The sequence below is a fragment of the Pseudomonas sp. P7758 genome (genome assembly GCF_013386485.1).
GTDB lineage: Bacteria > Pseudomonadota > Gammaproteobacteria > Pseudomonadales > Pseudomonadaceae > Aquipseudomonas.
In genome coordinates this window covers 21890-45035 of the sequence record NZ_JACARS010000022.1, presented here as the reverse complement: position 1 = coordinate 45035, position 23146 = coordinate 21890, and the positions used below count along the sequence as shown (strand labels likewise).

The following is a 23146-nucleotide window of genomic DNA, read 5'->3' as shown; positions in this document are numbered from 1 at the left end:
TCGCCACAGCAAGCTCCCTCTGCCACAGCAAGCGCCCTTGCTCAAAGCAAGCTCCCTCGCCACAGCAAGCCCTTTCGCCACTACTGGCAATGCATCACTCAGCCGCTGGCTGCCCAATCTCCGCCAATGCACTCGCATTGTTCTTGAACGCCGCCGCAAACGCCGCGCGGTTCTTGGCCATGAAAATACCGGCATCTTCAGCCTGCTTCTCGCTCAAGCCTTCGACGTTTTTCAACAGCACTTCCATCAGGGACTCTGCCAGTTCAAGCATCTGGTCGTGTGCGTCGGCAAGTTTGCGATCCACGAATGTAGTCTCCAGGTCACGGGTACTGCGATACAGGGTTTCAACAGCCATTTTTCGGCCTCGTCATCGGTGCAGTATTGAAGGGAGTTGCCCTTGGTTCGAGTGTCGCCAAGCGTTTTTGCGACCACTGTATTTATATACAGCTAAAAGCATAAGCCAATCCATGGGCTTTGGGTAGTGGCTTTTCAATGTAGCTGGCAAATGCTGGTTTGCCCTATCGGAAACTTCTCACAGGTTGGTGGGGTTGCAGGAGCGTCATTCAGTGGCTTACCTTCTCCGGGCTTCGCTTATGCGGTACACGAGTTTGGCGGCTCGAATTTAAGGAGCAAACATCTTGTAAATCCAAGGAATGCACCATGGTAAAAATGACTGCCTGTTTTTCTGAATCGCCTATAAAGCCGCCTACCGCGCTTTTCGCTGTGACCCCAAATACTGACACTGAAACATTACTCGCCAATGCCAGCGAAACCTTGAACAGTGCCCGTGAAATGGCCAGTAGCCTGGCTTTTGAGCTTGAAGGACCACAGCGAAGTTTGCTTCTGGCGATCCATCAACTGCTGGAAATGAGTGGTTTATTGGTCGATCAAGCGTTGGATCAAGTCGCCCCGACCTGACCTGAATCACCCGGTCACCTGGATCGTTCCCACGCTCTGCGTGGGAATGCATACCGTGACGCTCCGCGTCACCTCTACCCGAAACCCTGGGGCATGGGACGCGGAGCGTCCGGGGCGGCATTCCCACGCGGAGCGTGGGAACGATCATCAAGCAGCAAGATAAGTGCCTGATGTCACCCCGCCACCATTGATCGTTCCCACGCTCTGCGTGGGAATGCATACCGTGACGCTCCGCGTCACCTCTACCCGAAACCCTGGGGCATGGGACGCGGAGCGTCCGGGGCGGCATTCCCACGCGGAGCGTGGGAACGATCATCAAGCAGCAAGATAAGTGCCTCATATCACCCCGCCACCATCTCACTTCCTGTTCCCTGGCCTTTTTTCTGCATGCAGAGAAACCGTCACGTCCAACCCGCATTATCCGGTCGAGCCGACCTAAGGAAGCATCATCGTGAAAATCAACTGGGCTGAAAACCTGCGCAAGACCGTGCACCAACTGGCCGAGTCCTTGGGAAATCTGTTCGTCGAGACGTTCCACTACCTGGCGTTGTTCGCCATTGGTGCGGTGACCGCCTATGCCGCGGTGATGGAATTTCTGGGGATGCTGGAGACGGGGCACATCAAGATCGATGACATCTTGCTGCTGTTCATCTACCTGGAACTGGGGGCGATGGTCGGGATTTATTTCAAGACCAACCACATGCCGGTGCGTTTCCTGATCTACGTGGCGATCACGGCGCTGACCCGTCTGCTGATTTCCAACGTGTCCCACCACAACCCGCCCGACATCGGCATCATCTACCTGTGCGGTGGGATTCTGCTGCTGGCGTTCGCGATTCTGGTGGTGCGGTATGCGTCGTCGGCATTTCCGTCGGTGAAGGTCGAAGGCCCGCGCCGCAAGGGTGAAGCGAGCTTTGAAACAGAGAAGGGCGAGCTCTAGAACCCTGCGTTGAGCGGCGGCCTGCTGACCGGCGGCCGCTGCAGTACCTGGTGGCTGTCCCCATCGGTCATCACCGCCAATATCTCCATCGCGCTGTGCCCCTGCTCGATCGCAATCCCGAATTGCACACTCTGCACCAGCCGTTTCAGGCGCTGGGGGTCGTTGCGTTGTTCGGCGCTGATCATGCGTTTGGCCACGACGCCGTCTTCATCGGACAGGGTCAGCATGATGCTGCCGTCCAGCCGCTGGATGCTTAAATTGACCCGGTATTTCGGGGCGAAGGTGTCGGTGATGATCTGAAAAGGGTTGTCCATGGTGCGTTACCGCCTGATAAGAACATGCAGTCATTGACGACCGGTGTCGGGATTAGTTCGCGTTTCCTGACCACCGGCCATTCGCTCGCTGAGGTTTTCACAAGGTCCGTTTTCCTCAGTAGCTGTACAGCAAGGGGCGTGCCGTACAGCAATCTGCCTGCCATCAAATTTCCACTGTGGGAGCGGGCTTGCTCGCGAATGCGGTGTGTCAGCCAATGATTGCTCGGCTGAACGACCGCTTTCGCGAGCAAGCCCGCTCCCACATTGGGTGGGTGGTGTTTTTGAGTTCGGTGATCCGTTTCAGGGCATGACCGAAAAAACGATCGCAGACAGCGCAATCAAACCGATCAACACCACAAACACGTTGGACGCCTGGCCCGAGTACTGGCGCAGGGATGGCACTCGGCGGATGGCGTACATCGGCATCAAGAACAACAGGCAGGCGATGATCGGCCCGCCCATGGTTTCGATCATGCCGAGGATGCTCGGGTTGAAGGTGGCCACGGCCCAGCAGGTGAGCACCATGAACAGCGCGGTGCAGCGCTCCAGCCACTTGGCCGACATGCTGCGGTTGCGCCCGCGCAGGGATTTGACGATCAGGCCCTGGAAGCCTTCGCTGGCGCCGATGTAGTGGCCCAGGAAGGATTTGGTGATCGCCACCAGCGCGATCAACGGTGCGGCGTAGGCGATGACCGGGGTCTGGAAGTGGTTCGCCAGGTACGACAGGATCGAGATGTTCTGCGCCTTGGCGGCGGCGAGGTCAGCCGGCGACAGGGCCAGCACGCAGCTGAAGCAGAAGAACATCACCGTCAGCACCATCATGCTGTGGGCCATGGCCAGGATGCCGCTGCTTTTGCGTTCGGCTTGCGGGCCGTACACGCGTTTCTGGTCGACGGCGAAGGCGGAGATGATCGGCGAGTGGTTGAAGGAAAACACCATCACCGGGATCGCCAGCCACAAGGTCTTGAAGAAGGCCGGCAGGGGCATGCCTTCGCTGGCGGAGGCGAAGAATGCGCCGTTCCAGTTGGGGATCAGGCTCACCGCCAACAGCAGCAGGGCGGCGACGAAGGGGTACACCAGCACGCTCATGGCCTTGACGATCACGCCCTGGCCGCAGCGCACAATGGCCATCAGGCCGAGGATCAGCACCAGCGACAGGATTGCCCGGGGCGGTGCAGCCAGGTGCAGTTGGTGTTCCATAAAGCTGGTCAGGGTGTTGGTCAGCGCCACGCTGTACACCAGTAAAATCGGGAAGATCGCGAAGAAGTACAGCAGGGTGATCAGCTTGCCGGCGCCGATGCCGAAGTGTTCTTCCACCACTTCGGTGATGTCGCCGGATTTGCCCGACAACACAAAGCGCGTCAGCCCACGGTGGGCGAAGAAGGTCATCGGGAAGGCCAGCAGCGCCAGCACGATCAACGGCCAGAAGCCGCCCACGCCAGCGTTGATCGGCAGGAACAAGGTGCCGGCACCGATGGCGGTGCCGTAGAGGCCGAGCATCCAGGTGGTGTCGTGTTTGTTCCAGCCTTGTGTAACGGTGGTCGGCGTCAGGTCTACAGCGGTATTTTCGGCAGCAGGTGTACGTACATCGGTCATCGTTATTGCCTCGTTATTATTTTTGCGCGGGCTCACGTTGGGGCGATCAGGGAATGCTCCTCAGCACTCCACCCAGCTGACGGCCAGGCCGCCCCGTGAAGTTTCTTTGTATTTGTCGTGCATGTCGGCGCCGGTGTCGCGCATGGTGCGGATCACCCGGTCCAGGGAGATGAAGTGTTTGCCGTCGCCGCGCAGGGCCATTTGCGTGGCGTTGATCGCCTTGACCGCGGCGATGGCGTTGCGCTCGATGCACGGCACCTGGACCAACCCGCCAACCGGGTCGCAGGTCAACCCCAGGTTATGTTCCAGGCCGATTTCGGCGGCGTTTTCCAGTTGCTCCGGGGATGCGCCGAGCACGTCTGCAAGGCCGGCAGCGGCCATGGCGCAGGCGGAACCGACTTCGCCCTGGCAGCCGACTTCGGCGCCGGAGATCGAGGCGTTTTTCTTGCAGAGGATGCCGACGGCGGCGGCAGCCAGGAAGAAATTCACCACGTCATCGTCGGATGCGTCCGGGTTGAACTTCATGTAGTAGTGCAGCACCGCCGGGATGATTCCCGCCGCGCCATTGGTCGGTGCCGTCACCATGCGCCCGCCGGCGGCGTTTTCTTCGTTGACGGCGAGGGCGAACAGGTTGACCCATTCCATGGCCGACAAGGTCGAGGTGATAACGTTGGGTTTGCCGATTTCCAGCAGGCTGCGGTGCAATTTCGCCGCGCGCCGTGGCACATCCAGACCGCCGGGCAGGATGCCTTCGTGGCGCAGGCCTTGTTCGACGCATTCACGCATCACCGACCAGATATGCAGCAGGCCGCTGCGGATCTCGGCATCGCTGCGCCAGGCCCGCTCGTTGGCCATCATCAGCTCGGAAACCCGCAGGCCGTGCTTGTTGCACAAGGCCAGCAGTTCGACGGCGCTCGAAAAGTCGTAGGGCAATTGCACTTCGCTGGTCGGCGCGATACCGGACTCGGCTTCTGCCGCTTCGATGATGAAACCGCCGCCCACCGAGTAGTACGTTTGCTCGCTCAACGGGCCGTTCTCGCCGTAGGCATGCAGGGACATGGCGTTGGGGTGGTAGGGCAGGCTTTCGTCCAGCAGCAGGAGGTCGTGTTGCCAGTTGAAGGCAATCGACGTGCGGCCGCCGAGCAGCAATTGGCCGGACTCGCGCAGTTGCTGGATGCGTGGGCCGATGCTGGTGGGGTCGATGCTGTCTGGCCATTCGCCCATCAGGCCCATCACACAGGCGCGGTCGGTGGCGTGGCCGACACCGGTGGCGGACAGCGAGCCGTACAAACGCACTTCTACCCGACGGGTTTCGTCGAGCAATTGCTGGTCGATAAGCGCTTGGACGAAGGTCGCCGCGGCCCGCATCGGGCCGACGGTATGGGAGCTGGAAGGACCAATGCCCACTTTGAATAGATCGAAAACACTGATAGCCATGCTAAACCCTTACAAGCAATGGAGTAGGAATCGCTGCCATGTTTTGTAGGACAAGCGGAATTGGCGCGATACTGAGCCTCTGGATCGGCACTGACCAACGAATTATCCTAAGACACCCTTTAGCAGGACTAAACCCTATGGCTCGCCCGCTTCATGGCCAGACCTACGTCTGGTTGCACGTTTTTTCCTGCGCGGCACGGCATTTGTCGTTCACCCGCTGCGCCGAGGAACTGCACATCACCCCGGGCGCGGTCAGCCAGCAAATCCGTCAGTTGGAGGAGCGTCTGGGGTTTCGCCTGTTCCATCGGCGCGCACGCGGGGTTGAGCTGAGCGCAGAGGGCCAGCGGTTGGCGATCACCGTGGGCGAGGCCTATGGCAGCATCGATGCCGAGTTGCAGCGGCTGGACGCCGGGATGATCAGCGGCACCTTGCGCCTGCGCTCGATCCCGTCGTTTCTCGGCAAATGGCTGACCCCGCGTTTGCCGCGTTTGCAGCAGCGCTTCCCGGATATCCAGCTGCGCATGGTTGCCGAAGACAGCAGCGTCGCCCTGCACGAGGGCGACTTCGACCTGGCCATCGACCTTAACGACGGCAGCTATCCCGGCTTGTTGTCCACAGCCTTGCTGGACGAGCAGATTTTCCCGGTGTGCGCACCGAGCCTGCTGCGGGGGCGACCGCCACTGCATGGCCCCGCTGACCTGGTGCATTTCCCGCTGCTGCACGACATCACTGCCTGGCGTGGGAGTTATGAGTACGCAGAGTGGGAGTTCTACCTGAATGCCATCGGCTACGACGCTGCCGACGTACGGCGCGGGCATACCTTCAACCGCAATCACCTGACCATCGAGGCGGCGATTGCCGGCATGGGCGTGGCGATTGCCCGGCGTACCTTGCTCAATGACGAACTGGAACGCGGCACCTTGATCGTGCCATTCGGCCTCGCCGTTCCCAACCACAAACGCTATGTGCTGCTGTACGCGCCGGGTGCGTTGAGCCATCCGGGCGTGCGGGCGGTGCATGACTGGCTGGTGGAGGAAGCGGAGATTTTTCGCGGATTGCACCCGTTGGGAGAGGGGCAATTGTAAGGAAGTTGGCGGTAAGAAGATGTAACCAACTCCCCACCCTAACAGCGTTTTTGGTTGTAGTCAGGGTTAATTTGTAATGTGGGATTTATCTTTGCAAAGGGGTTGAAATGTTCCTCTGTCTGCTCAATTGTGTAATCAGGAGGTCATGGTTTTCACCCATCCGGTGAAGCAGGAATGGCCTTCGGCGAGCTAGCTGAAATAAGGGAAAACTATGCAAATCCAAGTCAATAGCGATAACCATATTGAAAGCAGCATCCGACTGGAGGAGTGGGTACGTACCACCATTGAGAGCACGCTCGAACGTTACGAAGAAGATCTGACCCGCGTCGAGGTTTACCTGCGGGACGAGAACGGTGACAAGCCCGGCCCACACGATCTGAGTTGCCGACTGGAAGCACGGCCAAAAGGCCATCAACCGCTTTCGGTCCTCCATAAAGCCGATACGCTGGAACAGGCGATCGATGGCGCAGCGACCAAGCTGGAGCATGCCCTGGAGCATCTGTACGGCAAACTGCGCGGCAAACCACGCGCCGCGGGTCAAAGCCTGCCCAATACCAAGGCCGACGAGGCCGAGCTAGAAGAGGAATTCCTGGAAAACGAACAGGCTGCGCTTAACGGCTGATAGCTGATACTTTTTTCAACCCCACTGAAAACGGGCCTGCAGATGCAGGCCCGTTTTTTTATGCGCAAAAGGTCAGCGCGGGCTGCGCCGGAAAAAACAGGCGCTCAAGGCCGCCAGTGCGCACGCTCCAACGCCGGCATACAACATGGCCCATCCCGCACCGTTGCGCAGCGCGGCCTGGGCGATCAGTGGGCCCTGCGGCAACACGTCCAGCTTGCCGGCGGCGATGTCCTGACTGAGGGTGGCCAACTGTGCCGTGCCAGGCAATACGCCAGCCAGATAATGAGCGATCCCGAGTATCAACACCAACCCCATCAACGCGATATTCAGCGCCAGGGTGATCAGCCGTGCACTGAAGTCGATGCCCGAGGCCATCCCCGCGCGGTCGGATGAAACTGATCCGGTGGTGGTGTTGGTGGTGGGCGAGTTGGTAAACGCCAAGCCGCTGCCGGCAATCCCACAGGCGATCAGGACCCATACCACACTGGGCTGGCCGCTATGATTGATCGCCGCCATTGTCACAAACCCCACGCCCATCAGGCCCAGGCCCAATGGAATGATGCGTTCGGCGCCATAGCGCAGGGCCAGGCGTTCAGCCAGCGGCGGCACCACCAACGTGGGCAGGGTATAGGCGAGCAGGGCGAGCCCGGTGAGCATGGTGTCGTAGCCCAGGCCGGCCTGGAAATACAGCGGCAGGTAGATCATGAAGGGCCAGAAGCTGAAGTTCATGCCGATCGAGCCCATCAGCGCGCCGTTGAAGCGCTGGATGCGAAACACCGAGAAGTCGAACATCGGATGCAGGCTGCGCCGCTCGACAACCACGAACAACAACAGGCTGCCCACCGACAGTCCGGCCCAGCCGAGCATGGCCGGGGTGGCAAAGCCGCTCTCGGTGCCCTGGGTGATGAAATAAACCAGGGCGAACACTGCCAGGGTGAGGGTGGCCATACCGGCTATATCGAGGCGATGGGCCGCCGGGTCACGGGATTCCTGCACGCTGATGCGCAGCAACACCAGAGTGAACAAGGTCAACGGCACATGCACCAGGAACACCCAGCGCCAATCCGCCACCGCCAGGATCAATGCCCCCACCATCGGCCCGAAACCCAGGCCCACCCCGGCGATCACGCCCCACACCGCAAAGGCTCGCGCTCGGGCCGCCGGCTCGCGGAACTGGTGCGACAGGATCGCGAACTGGCATATCATCATCGCCCCGCCACCCACGCCCTGGACAAAACGCGCCGCGATCAGCGTGGACGCATCGTTCGCCAGCCCACAAGCCAGCGAAGCCAGCCCGAATACCCACAGGCACAGCACCAGCATGCGTCGGCGGCCAAAACGATCGGCCAATGTGCCGGCGGCCATCAGCACGCTGGTGCAGGCCAGGGTGTAGGCGTTCATGATCCATTGGGCGTCCTGGAAGCCGGTGCCCAGTTGCTGCTCGAGGGTGGGCAGGATGACCGGCACGCTGGAAATCTCCAGCCCGAACATCAGCGCCACCAGGCACACGGCGGTGAGCGCAAGGCCGTCCCGGGCGGTACGTGGCGGGTTGATGGCGGATACAACGGCGTCGGGTGGCATGGCCTCTTCCTTTCAATGGGGGAAGGTGTCATTTTCACGGGAATCTGATTCTTTATTAGCGATACTTCTTCCTGTGATAAGGGAATATAGGGCGACAAACGACCATGGCCACTCCGCGTTTTGATGGTGTTGAACTGTTTTTGCAGATCGTCGAGAGCGGCAATCTGACGGAGGCCGCCGAACGGCTGAACCTCACGCGCTCGGCGGTGGGCAAAGGCCTGGCGCGGCTGGAGGCGCGGTTGGGGACGTCGCTGTTGCAACGCTCCACCCGGCGTCAGCGTTTGACCGAGGACGGGCAGGCCTATTACGAGCATTGCCTGCGTGCGCTGGCGGAACTGGAAGCCGCCGAATCCGTGCTGGAAAGTGGCCGTCAGCAGCCACGTGGACGGTTAAGGGCCAGCTTGCCTTTGGCATTCGGCCACCACTATGCGGCGCCTGCGTTGTGGGGGCTGATGGACCGTTTTCCGCAACTGGAGATTGAAATTTCCTTCTCCGACCGACTGATCGACCTGGCCCAGGAAGGCTTCGATCTGGCGGTACGCATTGGCGCGCTGCCTGACACCGACCGTCTGAGCGCCCGCCGCCTGGGGGAACAGGCGATTGCCCTGGCGGCGTCACCCGCGTACTTGCAGCGCACACCTCGGATTGACTCCATCGACGACCTGGCCGGGCATCGGGGCATTGCCTATCGCAGCAATGCCCCGCACCGCGAGCGAGTCGCCTCGCCGTTGATCCTCGATGACCTGCAGGCCGTGGCCGATGCCGCCATCGCCGGGGTCGGCCTGGCCTGGTTGCCCAGTTGGCTGATCGCCCACTACGTGTTGCGCGGGCAATTGCAGGCGGTGCTGCCGGGCCACCGCGAGCAACCGATGCCGATCCATGTCATCTGGCCCACGGCGACGCACATGCCGGCCAAGACCCGATGCGCCATCGACGCGTTGGTGGCCGGCACACCGTCGTGCCTGGCGGGTAGCTGATCAGAACGCGATGGACGTCTGCACATACAGCGTGCGCGGCTCGCCGACGTATTTGCCCTTGTTGTTATCGTCAAACGAGCGGGTGTAGTACTGCTTGTTGAAGATGTTTTTCACACCCACCGCCACGTTCAAATCCGACAGCTGCGGGCCAAAGTCGTACGCCGCGCGGCTGCTGAACAGCATGTAGCCAGGAATGCGTCCGGTGCTGCCATCAGCACTTTCTGCTTCAGTGTTGGCGTTGTCGGCAAACTGGCTGCTCTGGTAGCTGCTGTCCACGTTCAACTTCCAGCGACCTTCGGTGTAACCCACACCCAGGGTGCCCTTGTGCTTGGAGGAGAAGGGTACGCGGTTGCCTTTGTTCGGGCCGTCTTCGCGGATGGTGGCGTCGACGTAGGCGTAGGTGGCGTACACATCAAAACCGGCGAGCGCCGGGCTCAAGCCGTCGAGGGCGTAGTTGATGCTGGACTCGATGCCCTGATGGCGGGTTTCGCCGCGGGCGATCACGGTGTCGTTGGTCTGGTTGCTGTCGTACTGGTTGTCGAAGTTGATCAGGAACGCGCCGATTTCGGCCCGCAGGGTGCCATTGTCGTAACGGGTACCGAGTTCCCAGGTGCGGGCTTTTTCCGGCTTCACTTCGCCACTGGTCACGCGGTTGGGCATCTGGCTGTACTGCACGCTGCCGAACGAACCTTCGGTGTTGGCGTAGAGGTTCCAGTCGTCGGTCAGGTGGTAGAGCACGTTCAGCGCCGGCAGGGCGGTGTTGTAGTCGCCTTTGTATTTGACGTTGCTGAGGTTGTTGGTCTGCTGGGACTCGATCATCTCGTAGCGGATGCCCGGAGTGATGGTCCACTTGCCGATATCTATCCGGTCGTCGACGAAGAACGCATTGGCTTCGGTGCTGCCCCGGGTGTCGCGGTCGTTGCGGCTGTCGGTGGTCGGCAGTTGCTGATTGGCGGAAATCGGCGTGCGGTAGCGCAGTTCGTGGCCGGCCTCGTTGATGTAGCGGTAGCCCACGCCGACTTCGTGGCTGGTTGGGCCGAGGTCGAAGCCTTGGGCGAAACGGGTTTCCAGGCCGCGTACCCAATACTCGCGGGGCGACAGGGAGAGGAAGTTGCCCTGGTCCAGGTAACCGCTGCGCAGGGTGGTGGTGAAGAAGCTGTTGACCGTGAATTCCCGGCGATCTTCCTGGTAGCGATAGCCCGCGTTGAACATGGTACGCCGGCCCCAGAACTGGTCGTAGGGGCGGGTGGACTGATACGGGTCGGCCTTGTAGGCCGCAGTGCTCAAACCACCGGGCATATCGGCTTTGCCTTCGTAGTACTGCGCCATGGCGTTGAAGCTGTTGGCGTCGTCCAGCTGGTATTTGCCCTTGAGGATCAGGTCGTCGATGCGGGTGTCGCTGTTCTCGCGCCAATCACCACCACGGGTGCCGGAATACAGGATCGCGCCGCCCAGGCCGTTGTCCGCCGTGCCGCCGGCCAGCAGGTTGCCGGTGGTCTTGAAGCCATCGTGGCTGGAAGACGGGCTGGTTTCGGTTTGCAGGCCGCCTTTCACCGTTGGCGCATCGGGAATCGCGCGCGTGACGAAGTTGACGATGCCGCCGACGTTCTGCGGGCCATAACGCACTGCGCCGCCGCCGCGTACCACGTCCACGGCATCCATGTTGCCCATGCTGATGGGCGCGAACGACAACTGCGGCTGGCCATACGGCGCGAACGGCACCGGGATGCCGTCCATCAAGACCGTGGAGCGCGAGGCCAGGCGTGGGTTGAGCCCGCGAATGCCGAAGTTCAGCGCCATGTCGTGGCTGCCGGTGCCGTTGTTTTCCGGGGCGTTGACCCCGGGAATGCGGTTGAGCACGTCGCGGGCCTGGGTGGCGCCCTGGCGTTCGAATTCTTCGCGGCGGATCACGTCCCGGGCGCCAGGGTGCTCGAAGACGTTGGTTTGCGCCGCGTCCCCCAGCCAGTCGCCGACCACGTTGGAGGTGCCCAATTCGAGGGTGGCCGGAACATTCGCCGGTTGCAGGCTGAAGGCGTTGTTGCCCTCGGCACGGGCTTGCAGGCCGGTGCCTTTGAGCAACGCATTCAAGCCTTCTTCAGCGGTGTAGTTGCCCGACAGGCCGTGGCTTTGCACGCCGGCGGTCACGTCCGAGCCAAATGAAATCAGCACGCCGGCTTCCCGGCCAAATTGATTCAGCGCCGCTTCCAGTGACGTAGGGGCGATGCGGTAGGGCTTGGCGTCGGCCGCCATTACGTAGGGAACGGTGCTGAAACTGAGGCTGGCCCCCAGCAACAAGTGGCGCAGGGTGCGGGCGAGTGGCGTCAGGCGAGTCGGTTGCTGGGGCATGAAGTGCGGTCCTGAGAAGGAAGGATCAAGGTGGCTTTCCTTCTCTGTCACGCGAGGTGCGGAAAACGGCTCACGGGGTTTGAAAATATTTCAGGCACGGGCTTCGACAGTGACCCAGTAGCGGGTAAACCGCCGGACCCTGACCGGCAGGCTGACTTGCAGCAGGTCCAGGATTCGTTCGCTGTCGTCCAGCGGGTAGCTGCCGGAAATCAGCAGGTTGGCCACCTGCGGGTCGCAATTGAGCTGGCCACGGCGATAACGGCTCAATTCGGCGAGGAAATCTTCCAGGCGCATGTGGGCCGCCACCAGCATGCCGTCGGCCCAGGCGCCGCTGCCGGCGTCGGTGGGGCGGGCGGTGTCCCAGCCTTTGCGGGTGAAATTGACCTGATGGGCTTTCTCCACCGACAACGGCAAACCGCTATAGGTGTTGGGCATCACGTCAACGTGCCCATCAAACACCGCCAGTTGTGTGTGATCGTTGAATTGCCGCACGTTCAGCCGCGCGGCCTGGGCGCTGAGCAGGCCCTGGGACGTGATGACCCGCAGCGGGGCGTTGCCGGGTTTGGCGGTCAGCAGGATTTCGCCTTCGAGCAGGCGGATCAAGCGTTGCTGGCCCTCAAAATGCACATCCACCGCACTGCCGGTGTTGAGCTGCAACTGGCTGCCATCCGCCAGCTGGAACTTGCGCCGTTGGCCGATGGGGCTGCGGTAGTCGGCACTCAACGGCGGCAATATATGTTGCTGGCGCAAACCCCAGGCCGCTGCCGACCCGGCGCCGAGTATCAGCAACAACTTCAGGGCCTGACGACGACTGTTGGATTTCGGTGCATTCAAGGCGGCGTGGGCCAGGGGTGATGGCATCCCGCGCAAGCGCTGGTTCACTCGCTGGATGTGCTCCCAGGCCCGCTGATGTTCGCTGTGGGCGTCCAGCCACTGTTGCCAGGCCGCCTGTTTGCGTGGGTTGAGCGGGCCCTGCTGCATTTCCATCAGCCAGTGCACCGCTTGTTCGGCGACCTGCGTTGAGAAACTCATAGGGCGAAGTAGCAGCGCATCGCCGCTTTATTCAGATGGCGCTTGACCGTGGCGATGGAGATGCCCAGTTCCGCGCCGATTTGCGCGTAGGTCAGGCCGTCGAGCTGGGACAGCAGGAACGCGCGTTTGACCAGGGGCGCCAGGCCATCCAGCAACTGGTCCAGCTCCATCAGGGTTTGCAGGATGATTGCCCGCTCTTCCTCCGACGGCGCCACGTGTTCGGGCATTTGTGCCAGGGCGTCGATGTAGGCGCGCTCCAGGTCCTGGCGGCGGTAATGGTTGCACAGCACACGCTTGGCGATGGTGGTGAGGAAGGCGCGAGGTTCGATCAGCGTCGGTGTTTCCCGTGCGGTGAGCACGCGGATGAAGGTGTCCTGGGCCAGGTCGGCGGCGCTTTCCGGGCAGCCGAGCTTGCGTCGCAACCAGCCGGTGAGCCAGTGGTGATGGTCGTGGTACAGGACTTCGACGGTGTTGGACGGCTGCAACGCGCACACTCCGGCAGCATGGGCATGCTTTAGAGAACAAGAATTGTTCGCATTGTAGGGCGCGCAGGCGGGTTCGGCAATTGCCAGTGATGCGTTCTCTTTTGCTTATGAGAACCTTTATCATTAATATTGCGCACTGACGAACCTGGCGCCTTGTGCATGAAACGCAAAACCTCACTTCCCGTTTCCTACCGTCTTGCCGTGACTTCGCGGGTGCTGGCGGCTGTGGTCGGCGGTTACCTGCTGGCCTCGCTGGCCAGCGTGTGCATGACGCTGTGGCTGCCCACCAGCCGCGCCGATGCGGTGATCAGCGGCATGCTGAGTTCGTTTGTGTTCTACCTGTTGGCGGTCATCTGGTGCTTCGCCTGCCGCACGGCCTGGCGCGCCTGGTTTGGCGTGTTGCTGCCCAGCGCGATAATGGCCACGTTCGCCGGGTTGGCGTACTGGATGGCGCGCACATGAAAGAGGGCTTCCGCCAGGCCATGGCCTGGTTGCACACCTGGGCCGGGTTGATCTTTGGCTGGCTGCTGTTTGCGATTTTCCTGACGGGCACCCTGTCGTATTTCAAGGACGAAATTACCCACTGGATGCAGCCCGAAGTGCAGGCGCATCCCGTCGATGACGCCCGTAGCCTGGCCGCCGCCCAAACCTATCTGCAACACCAGGCGCCCAATGCCGCGCGCTGGTTTATCACCTTGCCGAGCAGCCGTGAGCCGGGCCTGTCGGTGATGTGGCAAGACAAGGTCGACCCGGGCAAACGCGGCAATTTCGTCGAAAAACTCCTCGATCCCGTCAGCGGCCAGCAGGTCCAGGCCCGGGAAAGCATGGGCGGCGAATTCTTCTATCGTTTCCACTTCCAGCTGCAAATGCCCTATCCGTGGGGGCGCTGGCTGTCGACCATCGCCGCGATGGTGATGTTCGTGGCGTTGATCACCGGGATCATCACCCACAAGAAAATCTTCAAGGACTTCTTCACCTTCCGCCCGCGCAAGGGCCAGCGGTCCTGGCTAGACGGGCATAACGCCGTGGGCGTGCTGGTGTTGCCGTTCCACTTGATGATCACCTACAGCAGCCTGGTGATTTTCATGAGCATGGTGATGCCGGCGAGCATCCTCGCTTCCTACGGCAACGACACCCGTGCGTTCTTCAACGATGTGTTTCCGGCCACCGACAATGCGCCGGCCCTCGGCCAGCCGGGGCAATTGCTGCCACTGGGCCCGATGTACGAGCAGGCGCGCGGGCAATGGGCCGGCGGGCATGTCGGGCGGCTGGTGGTGAATAATCCAAGCGATGTAAACGCTTCGGTCAATGTGTTCCGCGCCGGGTCGGATCGAGTGGTGCATGACTTTGGCAGCACCGTGTCATTCAACGGCACTACCGGCGAACTGTTGCGGGTGAGCGGCGAGCAGTCGCTGCCGGCGGCGATTGGTGGCAGCTTCTACGGTTTGCACATGGGCCATTTCGCCGGCCCGGTATTGCGCTGGCTGTATTTCATCTGCGGCCTCGCGGGCACGGCAATGATCGGCACCGGGCTGGTGATGTGGCTGGGCAAGCGTCAGCTCAAGCACACCAAAACCGGTGTGCTGCCCTTTGAGCTGCGGCTGGTGGAAGTGCTGAACATCGCCAGCATGTCCGGCTTGATGATCGCCATCGCTGCATTCTTCTGGGCCAACCGCCTGTTGCCGGCCAGCTTTGCCGGGCGCTCGGACTGGGAAGTACAAGCCTTCTTTATTGCCTGGGGCTTGAGCGTCCTGCACGCGATTGTTCGCCAGGGGCGCCGCGGCTGGGTTGAGCAATTGAGTGTGGGCGCGCTGCTGTTTATCGGCGTGCCGGTGCTCAACGCGCTGACCACGACCCAGCATTTGGGTGTGACCCTGGCCAACGGCGACTGGGCCATGGCCGGTTTTGACCTGACGTGCCTGGGCAGCGGTGTGTTCCTCGCCTGGACTGCCTGGAAAATGCAGCACCGCCGCGTCCCTCAGCCCAAGGCCGAACGTGCCCGGCCATTGACCCTCAAGGGCGAGGTGAACTGAATGCTCCTGGCGCTATTGCTGTGTTACGCAGGATTTACCGCGTTGTGCCTGTCCATGGACCGGCACCATGGCGAACTGCTGCACAGTAAACCTTCGCCTCGTCGGCGCCTGGGTTTGCGCGTGGGCGGCTGGCTGCTGTTGATTGTCTCGATCTGGCCGGCGGTGCTCGCGACCGGGTGGAGCCAGGGGTTGGTGGAGTGGTGCGCGGTCTTGATGCTCAGCGGGTTGTTGCTGGTGTTGCTGTTGCCGTATCGGCCAAGGCTGGCCTTGATCCTGGCGGGCCTCGGCCTGCTGGCCAGCCCGGTTGCGGCCTTCGCGACCCTTTGAGTCCACCGTTGATGATCACCACGCCTCCCGAACACCCAGAGCAGCACGCAGACGCGGCGGGCGGACGGGCGCATTTCCTGCAGGTGTTCCTGTCCCAGCGCTCGCAGATGGAAGCGCTGGTCAGCCGCCGCGTGGGCTGCCGTGCGACGGCGGCGGACCTGGTGCAGGATTTGTTCCTGCGCTTCTGGCGCCGGCCGCTGGTGCAGGTCGAGGAGCTCAGCACCTACCTGCTGCGCTGCGCCGGCAATATCGCCATCGACCACCTGCGCAGCGAAGGCGCCCGGGTGCGCAGCAGCGAAGGCTGGCTGCCGGAACAACAGGATAACCAGGGCTGCGAACCCCAGGCCGCGCTGGAGGCGGGCAATGATCTGCGTCACGTTGAAGCAGCCTTGCGCAGCCTGCCGGAACGTACCCGGCAGATTTTCCTGCTCAACCGCATCCATGGCCGCAAGTACGCGGAAATCGCCAAGGCCATGGGCCTGTCCCAAAGCGCCGTGGAAAAACATATGATGCGTGCCCTCGAAGCCTGCAAGGCCAGCCTTCGTGAACCATCGCCAAGGAAAGCTCCGTGAACGCCACTGCCCGCGTCACCCCGACGCCCGACCAGGAACAGGCCGCACTGGCCTGGTTGAGCCTGTTGCACGACCAGCCCAGCAGTGGCGACCAGGCCACGTTCAGCCGTTGGCTGCGGGCCGATCCTGCGCATGTGGAAGCCTATGCCCAGGCCCAGGTGCTGTGGGAATTGAGTGAAGTACCGGCCAGAACGTTGGCGGATGAGGATGCCCTGGCGCTGCAGGGTTACTTGAACGCGATGAATACCTCGAAACGCTCCAGCGTGCGGCGCTGGTCTGGCGCCCTGGCCATGGCCGCCTGCCTGCTGGTGATGATCTCGATGGGCGCCGGCTGGCAGCCGTCACGCTGGGTCGATGACTTCGGCGCGGATTACGTCACCGCGCCGGGTGAGGTGAAGACCGTGACCCTGGCCGATCAAAGCCAGGTCACCCTGGACGCCGACAGTGCGATCGCAGTGGATTTCAAGCATGGCGAGCGCCATATCCAGCTACGCCGTGGCGCCGGTTTTTTCAGTGTGACCCACACTGGCGAATCCTTTGTGGTCGAGGCCGGCAGCGGCGAAGCACGGGTGCTCGGCACGCAGTTTGAGGTGCGCCTGCAACCGGCAGGTGCGCAGGTGACGGTGTTGTCCGGTCGGGTTGGGGTAACGCCGTCGAAGTATGCTCAGCAACAGATTCTGACGGCCGGCCAGCAAGTGGCCTACGCCGACGGTGTCGCCGATGAGCTGCACGCGGTCGACAGCGAGTCGCGCCTGGCCTGGCGCGATGGTTGGCTCAACTACTACAAGGCGCCGCTGGCCGATGTGGTGCAAGACCTCGGCCGCTACTATCCGGGGCGCATTCTGCTGCTCAACGAAGACCTCGGCGCCCGGCGTGTCAGCGGCAGTTTCCCGAGCAAGGACCCCCAGGCGGTGCTCAATGCGTTGCAGGCGGTCTTGGGGTTTGAACAACACTCGCTGCTCGGTCGGATGATCGTACTGCGCTAGATACAGAGCGCTACGCCGCAATGGCGTGGCGCTGTCATTACTTGCACCACCTTCCCTTGAAAATCCCCATGCCTTGGCACATCCGTGTGTGTGGACCTTTCATTTAACCTTCATCGCAATCGCCAAAACCTGTAACCAAATCGTTACGTGATGCACGGATGATCCTCGGATTCCTGAGCAGGTGGTCAGGAAGATTGGCGGCGCTGTTCACCCGGCCGAGATCGCCAATACCTCCCCCATAACAACAGATAGATGCATGTAAGGGATCTACTCGTGACCTACAACAAACTCTATGCCCTGCTTTTAGCATCGGGCCTGGGCGGCTTTGCGCCGCTGGTTCTGGCAGACGATTCCCAGGATGTCGGTTCGGTGCACGTCGCCGGCGAACGTACCCTGGGCACCGGCCACATGATTCAGGAAGAAAGTGCCAAGGCCCGGTCCACCGTGACCAAGGAAGCCATGGACGAAATGTCCCCGACGGCCAACGCCATCGACAAGCTCAAGTACACCCCGGGCATCAACGTTTCCAACGACGACGCCAGCGGCATGAGCGGCACCAGCTTCACCATGCGCGGCATGAACTCCGACCAGGTCGGGGTTTCCATGGACGGCGTGCCGATCAACGACTCCGGCAGCTACGGTGTTTACGCCAACCAATTGGGCGACCCGGAAAACGTCGGCGAAGTATTTGTCACCCAGGGCTCCTCCGAAGCGGATGGCCCACACATTGGTTCCAGCGGCGGCAATATCGGCATGGTCACAATCCGTCCGACCAAAGAGCCAGGCTTGTTCGTCAAACAATCCATCGGCTCGAACAACCTGACAAAGTCCTTCGCACGGCTCAACACCGGCGACCTGGGCGGCTTCAAGAGCTGGGTCTCGGCCTCTCACACCGAAGGCGACAAGTGGCGCGGCAAGGGCACTGTGCGCGGTGACAAGGTGGAGTGGAGCACGCTGTTCGAAGACGACAATGGCAACTCCAGCAACTTCACCATGAAGTACAACAAGCAGGAAAACTACAACTACAACACCCTGAGCAAGGCCCAGTTCCAACAACAGGGGCGGCGCCTGGATTACTCGGAAACCCCGGTCTACAAAAACGGCTTGCTGTCGTCTTCCTACAAGCTCAACCGCAACCCTTTCGAAAGTGTCATGACCACCTTCACCCAGCGCTGGCGCCTGCGTGATGACCTGGCCCTGACAGTTGCGCCTTACTACTACTGGGGCAACGGCGGCAGTTTCAGCGGCCAGACCGCGACCAACCTGGGGCCGAAGTCCGACAAGGCCGGTAACTACGACCTGGGTAACCTCCAGTCGGCCAACTACTACCGGCCGTCGTGGACCGAAACCTGGCGCCCTGGCGTCACGGTCAAAATGAAATGGGACATCAACGAGGAGCACAGCCTGGATTACGGTTACTGGTACGAGCGCGCTCGCCAGCGCCAGACCCAGCCGTATATCGGGATCAACAGCGAAGGTGCACCGGACGACGTCTGGGGCGATTACAACAGCGGCGGCCAGGTGGTCGACAAGAACGGCAAGACTGTCCAGGGGCGCCACCAGTACACCGTGACCCCGGCCCAGAAGCTGTGGGTGCAGGACAGCTGGCAAGCCACGCCAGACCTGAGCTTTGTCGGCGGGCTGGCGTACCAGTACGTCGAACGTGACGGCGACAACCTCGGTAGCCTGTACGACAAGCCGGAAAAGCGTAACGCCCGCTACCATCAGTTCCTGCCGAACTTCAGTGCCAAGTACCAGGTCGACGAGAGCAACCAGGCGTTCTACAACGTCACTCGCAACATGCGCACACCGCAGAACTACGTGCTGTACAACAAGGGTGACTCGCTCAACCTCAACCCCGAACTGAGCTGGAACCAGGAACTGGGCTGGCGCTACACCGAAGAGAAAATGGCCCTGAGCGCCACCCTGTTCTACATCACCTTCAAGGACCGTCAGCTGTCGACCACCGACTTGAACGGTGACTACGTGATGGCCAACGTCGGTGACGTGACCAACAAAGGCCTGGAGTTGGAGTGGAGCGGCCTGCTGCCGTACAACTTCAACTACTACGCGTCGTACACCTATACCAAGTCCGAGCAGCAGGACGACTTTGTCAGCAAGAACGTGTTGTTACCGACCAAGGGCAACCAGTTGGCCAACGTGCCGGAAAACATGCTCAACCTGGTGTTTGGTTACGACGACAAGCGCTACTACGGCAACATTGCCGGCAAGTATGTCGGGGCGTTCTACGGTGATTTGACCAACAACGAGAAAATCTCCGGGCGCACCGTGTTCGACCTCAACGCCGGTATCTACCTGCCGGTGGACAAGAAGGTCTTCAAGTCGGCCGCGCTGCGCTTCTCGATGCTCAATGTGTTTGATAAGGAATACTTGAGCTCGGCGCGCACCGTATCGTTCAACTCGGCGCCGGTGAATGGCCTGGCGGCCAGTTCGGCGTATTACAACGTGGGTGAAGAGCGTACGGCGATGGTTTCCCTGGAGGCCAATTTCTAACGCGTACGCAAACCCAATGTGGGAGCGGGCTTGCTCGCGAAAGCGGTGGATCAGTCGCCAGATGTATTGACTGAACCAGCGCATTCGCGAGCAAGCCCGCTCCCACATTTGATCTGCGGTATTTTACAGAGTGAGTTACTTCAGGGCCGCCATGATCGCTTCCGGGTTGTAGTCGCGAATCAGCGTGCCGTTCACGTCCACAAACGGAATCCCGCCGCCCCCCAACGCCTCGTACGCCTTGCGCGCCTGGGCGTCCTTCTCGATATCAAACGCCTGGTAGGGAATCCCCTTGGAATCCAGAAAGCGCCGGATCTGTTTGCAGTAGCCGCACCACTCGGTGGAATACAGCACCACGCGCGCTGCCGCGCGTGTCTGCTCCGGCACCACCTGGGAGGGGTTGAACAACCGCTCGATCTTGCCCCAGTTCTGGAAAACCACCACCACCAGCAACACCAGCAGGACTTTCTTCAGAACCCCGCCCAGCATCAGTTGCGACGCTTGAGCTGGTCGGTCAGTTGGGTCGGCAGGCCCTTGATGATCAAGGTGCCGGCGGCTTCGTCGTATTCGATCTTGTCGCCCAGCAGGTGCGCTTCAAAGCTGATGGACAAGCCTTCGGCACGCCCGGTGAAACGGCGGAACTGGTTGAGGGTGCGTTTATCCGCCGGGATTTCCGGCGACAGGCCGTAGTCCTTGTTGCGGATGTGATCGTAGAAGGCTTTTGGCCGATCTTCATCGATTAACCCGGACAGCTCTTCCAGGCCCATCGGCTCGCCGAGCTTGGCCTGGCTGCTGGCGTAGTCCACCAGGGTCTTGGTTTTCTCGCGGGCGGACTCGTCCGGCAGATCCTCGCTTTCAACGAAGTCGCTGAAGGCCTTGAGCAGGGTACGGGTTTCGCCCGGACCGTCGACGCCTTCCTGGCAGCCGATAAAGTCGCGGAAGTACTCCGAGACCTTCTTGCCGTTCTTGCCCTTGATAAACGAGATGTATTGCTTGGACTGCTTGTTGTTCTGCCACTCGGACACGTTGATCCGCGCTGCGAGGTGCAGTTGGCCAAGGTCGAGGTGGCGCGACGGCGTCACGTCCAGCTGGTCGGTCACTGCCACGCCTTCGCTGTGGTGCAGCAGGGCGATCGCCAGGTAATCGGTCATGCCCTGTTGATAGTGGGCAAACAGCACGTGGCCGCCGGTGGAGAGGTTGGACTCCTCCATCAGCTTCTGCAGGTGTTCCACGGCAATACGGCTGAAGGCGGTGAAATCCTTGCCACCGTCGAAATATTCCTTCAACCAGCCACTGAACGGATGCGCGCCGGACTCGGCATGGAAAAAGCCCCAGGCCTTGCCTTGTTTGGCGTTGTAGCTCTCGTTGAGGTCGGCGAGCATGTTCTCGATCGCTGCCGACTCGGCAAGCTCGGAGTCGCGGGCGTGGAGAACTGCGGGTGTGCCGTCGGGTTTTTTGTCGATCAGGTGGACGATGCAATGACGGATCGGCATGGGCTTCTCGGCTGGTTGAAGGGGAGGGGTGGGGCTCCCGGAAAAAGTCGCCAGTGTACCGCACCCGCTGGGGATGGCGCTGTTCGGAGGGCGTTTTGAGCGCCATCCGACGGGCCATATGCCTTTTTTTCACGGTTTAGAGCGATAAAGCTGACCAAATGGGTATGTTGAGGCGGATATTTCCCCGTCTCTGTGCTAGTTTTGCCCCGTCTTACGCGCAGTCTGGGCGTTAAGCGTGCATTCAGCATTTGTCAGGTCGAACCAAACCCGGTTTCAGGTATCTATAACCCCGATCTTCGTGGTTATAGCCCTTGGGTGCCAGGCCTTGATGGCAGGGCTCGATGGCTGACACTGCACTCTGCAATCCAAATGAATTTGATAGGGAAGGAACACCACAATGGCTATTACTAAAGACCAACTGATCGCTGATCTGGCTGAAGCTGTAGACGCACCGAAAACCACCGTGCGTGCTCTGCTGGACCAACTGAGCCAGATCGTTGCTGATCAGCTGGAAAACGGCGGCGAAATCACTCTGCCAGGCGTTGGCAAACTGAAAGTGACCGAGCGTCCTGCCCGTACTGGCCGTAACCCTTCGACTGGCGCTGCCATCGAAATCGCTGCCAAGAAAGTTATCAAGCTGGTTGTGGCCAAAGGCCTGACCGACGCTGTTAACAAGTAAGACGCAGCAAAAAAAACCGTGCTCCGGAGCGATCCGGGCACGGTTTTTTGTTGCCTGCGATTTATCAGTCTTTACGGGCCCAACGCTGGCGCCACACCTGTTGCTCGCTCGGGGTCTGGAACGTCCAGGCGACGAAGCGGCTCTGCTTCTGGCCCTGGGACATCTCCACTACCTGGCTTTCCAGCACACCGGCCTTTTTCAGCGCTGTCTGGATCGCCGGCAAGTTCGACGCTTTCGACACCAGCGTGCTGAACCACAGCACCTTGTGCTGGAAATGCGCGCTTTCAGCGATCAACTGCGTCACAAACCGCGCTTCACCGCCTTCACACCACAATTCCGCCGACTGGCCACCGAAGTTCAGCACCGGCAGCTTGCGTTTCGGATCAGCCTTGCCCAGTGCGCGCCATTTACGCTCGCTGCCCTTGGTCGCCTCATCCATGGACGCGTGGAAGGGCGGGTTGCACATTGTCAGGTCAAACCGCTCGCCCGGCTCCAGCAAGCCCAGCAGGATCTGCTTGGGGTTGGTTTGCTGGCGCAGCTGGATGGCCTTGTTCAGCCCGTTGGACTGCACGATCGCCTTGGCGGCGGCCACGGCCGTCGGGTCGACTTCCGAGCCGAGGAAATTCCAGCGGTACTCGCTGTAGCCAATCAACGGATAGACGCAGTTGGCGCCCATGCCGATGTCCAGCACCTTCACCGGCGCGCCACGGGGGATCACGCCTTCGTTGACGCTGGCCAGCAGGTCGGCGAGGAAGTGCACGTAGTCGGCACGCCCCGGTACCGGTGGGCACAGGTAGTCAGCCGGGATGTCCCAGTGATTGATGCCGTAGAACGCCTTGAGCAACGCCCGGTTGAACACCCGCACCGCGTCTGGGCTGGCAAAGTCGATGCTTTCCTTGCCGTACGGGTTGATGATCACGAATTGCGCCAGTTCGGGCGTGGTCTTGATCAGCGCCTGGAAGTCGTAACGGCCCTGGTGGCGGTTACGCGGGTGCAAGGTGGCCTCTTTGCGCGGAACGACGGGCTTGGCCGGCGTACTGGATTTTGGCTTCTTGCGCGGTGCTTTGGGTGTGCTGGGGGCGGTCATGGGCTGCGTCGATTCTGCGTTTGTTTCAAAAGTGGTGGGTATTGTCACACATTCCTTGGTCGAACTCGGTCAAATGTGGGAGCTGGCTTGCCTGCGATGCAGGTGACTCGGTGTATCTGCCAGAC

Annotated in this window: 23 protein-coding genes; 12 read left to right on the top strand and 11 right to left on the bottom strand. The window is 61.1% G+C overall.

The features are described from left to right. Window positions 1–94: 94 nt before the first annotated feature. Window positions 95–355 (bottom strand): YebG family protein, encoded by a 261-nt coding sequence (locus HX873_RS06025; protein WP_003212789.1) that lies wholly within the window; start codon window positions 353–355, stop codon window positions 95–97. A 305-nt stretch (window positions 356–660) separates the two neighbouring features. On the opposite strand from HX873_RS06025, the gene HX873_RS06020 reads away from it, so the two are divergent. Continuing rightward, window positions 661–918: a DUF6124 family protein gene (locus HX873_RS06020; RefSeq protein WP_008438570.1), complete on the top strand. Its 258-nt coding sequence runs from the start codon at window positions 661–663 to the stop codon at window positions 916–918. A 451-nt stretch (window positions 919–1369) separates the two neighbouring features. Next, window positions 1370–1858 carry a phosphate-starvation-inducible PsiE family protein gene (locus HX873_RS06015; protein WP_177122474.1) on the top strand — a complete coding sequence of 163 codons (489 nt, stop codon included), beginning with the start codon at window positions 1370–1372 and terminating at the stop codon, window positions 1856–1858. On the opposite strand, the gene HX873_RS06010 is transcribed toward HX873_RS06015, so the two are convergent. From HX873_RS06010 to HX873_RS06000, 3 genes are all read right to left on the bottom strand, one after another. Then, window positions 1855–2172: a DUF3509 domain-containing protein gene (locus HX873_RS06010; RefSeq protein WP_003212781.1), complete on the bottom strand. Its 318-nt coding sequence runs from the start codon at window positions 2170–2172 to the stop codon at window positions 1855–1857. The genes HX873_RS06015 and HX873_RS06010 overlap by 4 nt on opposite strands. 300 nt (window positions 2173–2472) lie before the next feature. Beyond that, window positions 2473–3768, bottom strand: a complete 1296-nt coding sequence (locus HX873_RS06005) for a serine/threonine transporter (protein ID WP_008438568.1) — start codon at window positions 3766–3768, stop codon at window positions 2473–2475. Window positions 3769–3828: 60 nt separating this feature from the next. Further along, window positions 3829–5205: an L-serine ammonia-lyase gene (locus HX873_RS06000; RefSeq protein WP_008438553.1), complete on the bottom strand. Its 1377-nt coding sequence runs from the start codon at window positions 5203–5205 to the stop codon at window positions 3829–3831. 137 nt (window positions 5206–5342) lie between these two features. Here HX873_RS06000 and HX873_RS05995 point away from each other — a divergent pair, with 137 nt between their 5' ends. Together HX873_RS05995 and HX873_RS05990 are read left to right on the top strand one after the other, a co-directional pair. Then, on the top strand, window positions 5343–6290 hold the full coding sequence (locus tag HX873_RS05995) for a LysR substrate-binding domain-containing protein (RefSeq protein ID WP_003212775.1): 948 nt from the start codon (window positions 5343–5345) through the stop codon (window positions 6288–6290). Window positions 6291–6501: 211 nt separating this feature from the next. Next, entirely contained in the window at window positions 6502–6912 is a 411-nt protein-coding gene (locus HX873_RS05990; protein WP_003212772.1) for an HPF/RaiA family ribosome-associated protein, read from the top strand. A gap of 72 nt (window positions 6913–6984) precedes the next feature. Here HX873_RS05990 and HX873_RS05985 read toward each other — a convergent pair whose 3' ends face one another. Then, entirely contained in the window at window positions 6985–8493 is a 1509-nt protein-coding gene (locus HX873_RS05985; RefSeq protein WP_177122473.1) for an MFS transporter, read from the bottom strand. Window positions 8494–8597: 104 nt separating this feature from the next. Here HX873_RS05985 and HX873_RS05980 point away from each other — a divergent pair, with 104 nt between their 5' ends. Next, complete coding sequence (locus HX873_RS05980; RefSeq protein WP_008438547.1) at window positions 8598–9470, top strand: LysR family transcriptional regulator; 873 nt, start codon at window positions 8598–8600, stop codon at window positions 9468–9470. On the opposite strand, the gene fecA is transcribed toward HX873_RS05980, so the two are convergent. From fecA to HX873_RS05965, 3 genes are all read right to left on the bottom strand, one after another. Continuing rightward, window positions 9471–11816, bottom strand: coding sequence for a TonB-dependent Fe(3+) dicitrate receptor FecA (gene fecA, locus HX873_RS05975; protein WP_177122472.1), 2346 nt, complete (start codon window positions 11814–11816; stop codon window positions 9471–9473). A 90-nt stretch (window positions 11817–11906) separates the two neighbouring features. Beyond that, entirely contained in the window at window positions 11907–12848 is a 942-nt protein-coding gene (locus HX873_RS05970) for a FecR domain-containing protein (protein ID WP_177008186.1), read from the bottom strand. Continuing rightward, window positions 12845–13333, bottom strand: a complete 489-nt coding sequence (locus HX873_RS05965; protein WP_087695173.1) for a sigma-70 family RNA polymerase sigma factor — start codon at window positions 13331–13333, stop codon at window positions 12845–12847. Before HX873_RS05965 ends, HX873_RS05970 begins: the two co-directional genes overlap by 4 nt. 159 nt (window positions 13334–13492) lie before the next feature. On the opposite strand from HX873_RS05965, the gene HX873_RS05960 reads away from it, so the two are divergent. From HX873_RS05960 to HX873_RS05935, 6 genes are all read left to right on the top strand, one after another. After that, complete coding sequence (locus HX873_RS05960; RefSeq protein WP_003212759.1) at window positions 13493–13795, top strand: DUF3649 domain-containing protein; 303 nt, start codon at window positions 13493–13495, stop codon at window positions 13793–13795. Further along, window positions 13792–15366: a PepSY domain-containing protein gene (locus HX873_RS05955; protein WP_177122471.1), complete on the top strand. Its 1575-nt coding sequence runs from the start codon at window positions 13792–13794 to the stop codon at window positions 15364–15366. Before HX873_RS05960 ends, HX873_RS05955 begins: the two co-directional genes overlap by 4 nt. Continuing rightward, window positions 15367–15693 carry a DUF3325 domain-containing protein gene (locus HX873_RS05950; protein WP_003212755.1) on the top strand — a complete coding sequence of 109 codons (327 nt, stop codon included), beginning with the start codon at window positions 15367–15369 and terminating at the stop codon, window positions 15691–15693. 11 nt (window positions 15694–15704) lie between these two features. Next, a complete protein-coding gene (locus HX873_RS05945) occupies window positions 15705–16265 on the top strand; it encodes an RNA polymerase sigma factor (RefSeq protein WP_003212753.1) in 561 nt (186 codons plus the stop codon). Further along, entirely contained in the window at window positions 16262–17251 is a 990-nt protein-coding gene (locus HX873_RS05940; protein ID WP_003212751.1) for a FecR family protein, read from the top strand. Before HX873_RS05945 ends, HX873_RS05940 begins: the two co-directional genes overlap by 4 nt. Before the next feature lie 273 nt (window positions 17252–17524). Further along, a complete protein-coding gene (locus HX873_RS05935; protein WP_177122470.1) occupies window positions 17525–19765 on the top strand; it encodes a TonB-dependent receptor in 2241 nt (746 codons plus the stop codon). A 135-nt stretch (window positions 19766–19900) separates the two neighbouring features. Here the strand turns inward: HX873_RS05935 and HX873_RS05930 are convergent, their stop codons facing one another. Then, complete coding sequence (locus HX873_RS05930) at window positions 19901–20251, bottom strand: glutaredoxin family protein (RefSeq protein ID WP_003212747.1); 351 nt, start codon at window positions 20249–20251, stop codon at window positions 19901–19903. Beyond that, entirely contained in the window at window positions 20251–21255 is a 1005-nt protein-coding gene (gene yejK, locus HX873_RS05925; RefSeq protein ID WP_003212745.1) for a nucleoid-associated protein YejK, read from the bottom strand. Before yejK ends, HX873_RS05930 begins: the two co-directional genes overlap by 1 nt. 397 nt (window positions 21256–21652) lie before the next feature. Between yejK and HX873_RS05920 the strand changes: the two genes are divergently transcribed. Further along, window positions 21653–21934: an HU family DNA-binding protein gene (locus HX873_RS05920; RefSeq protein ID WP_003212743.1), complete on the top strand. Its 282-nt coding sequence runs from the start codon at window positions 21653–21655 to the stop codon at window positions 21932–21934. Between the two features lie 64 nt (window positions 21935–21998). On the opposite strand, the gene rlmF is transcribed toward HX873_RS05920, so the two are convergent. Next, a complete protein-coding gene (rlmF, locus tag HX873_RS05915) occupies window positions 21999–23021 on the bottom strand; it encodes a 23S rRNA (adenine(1618)-N(6))-methyltransferase RlmF (RefSeq protein WP_003212741.1) in 1023 nt (340 codons plus the stop codon). Window positions 23022–23146 lie beyond the last annotated feature (125 nt).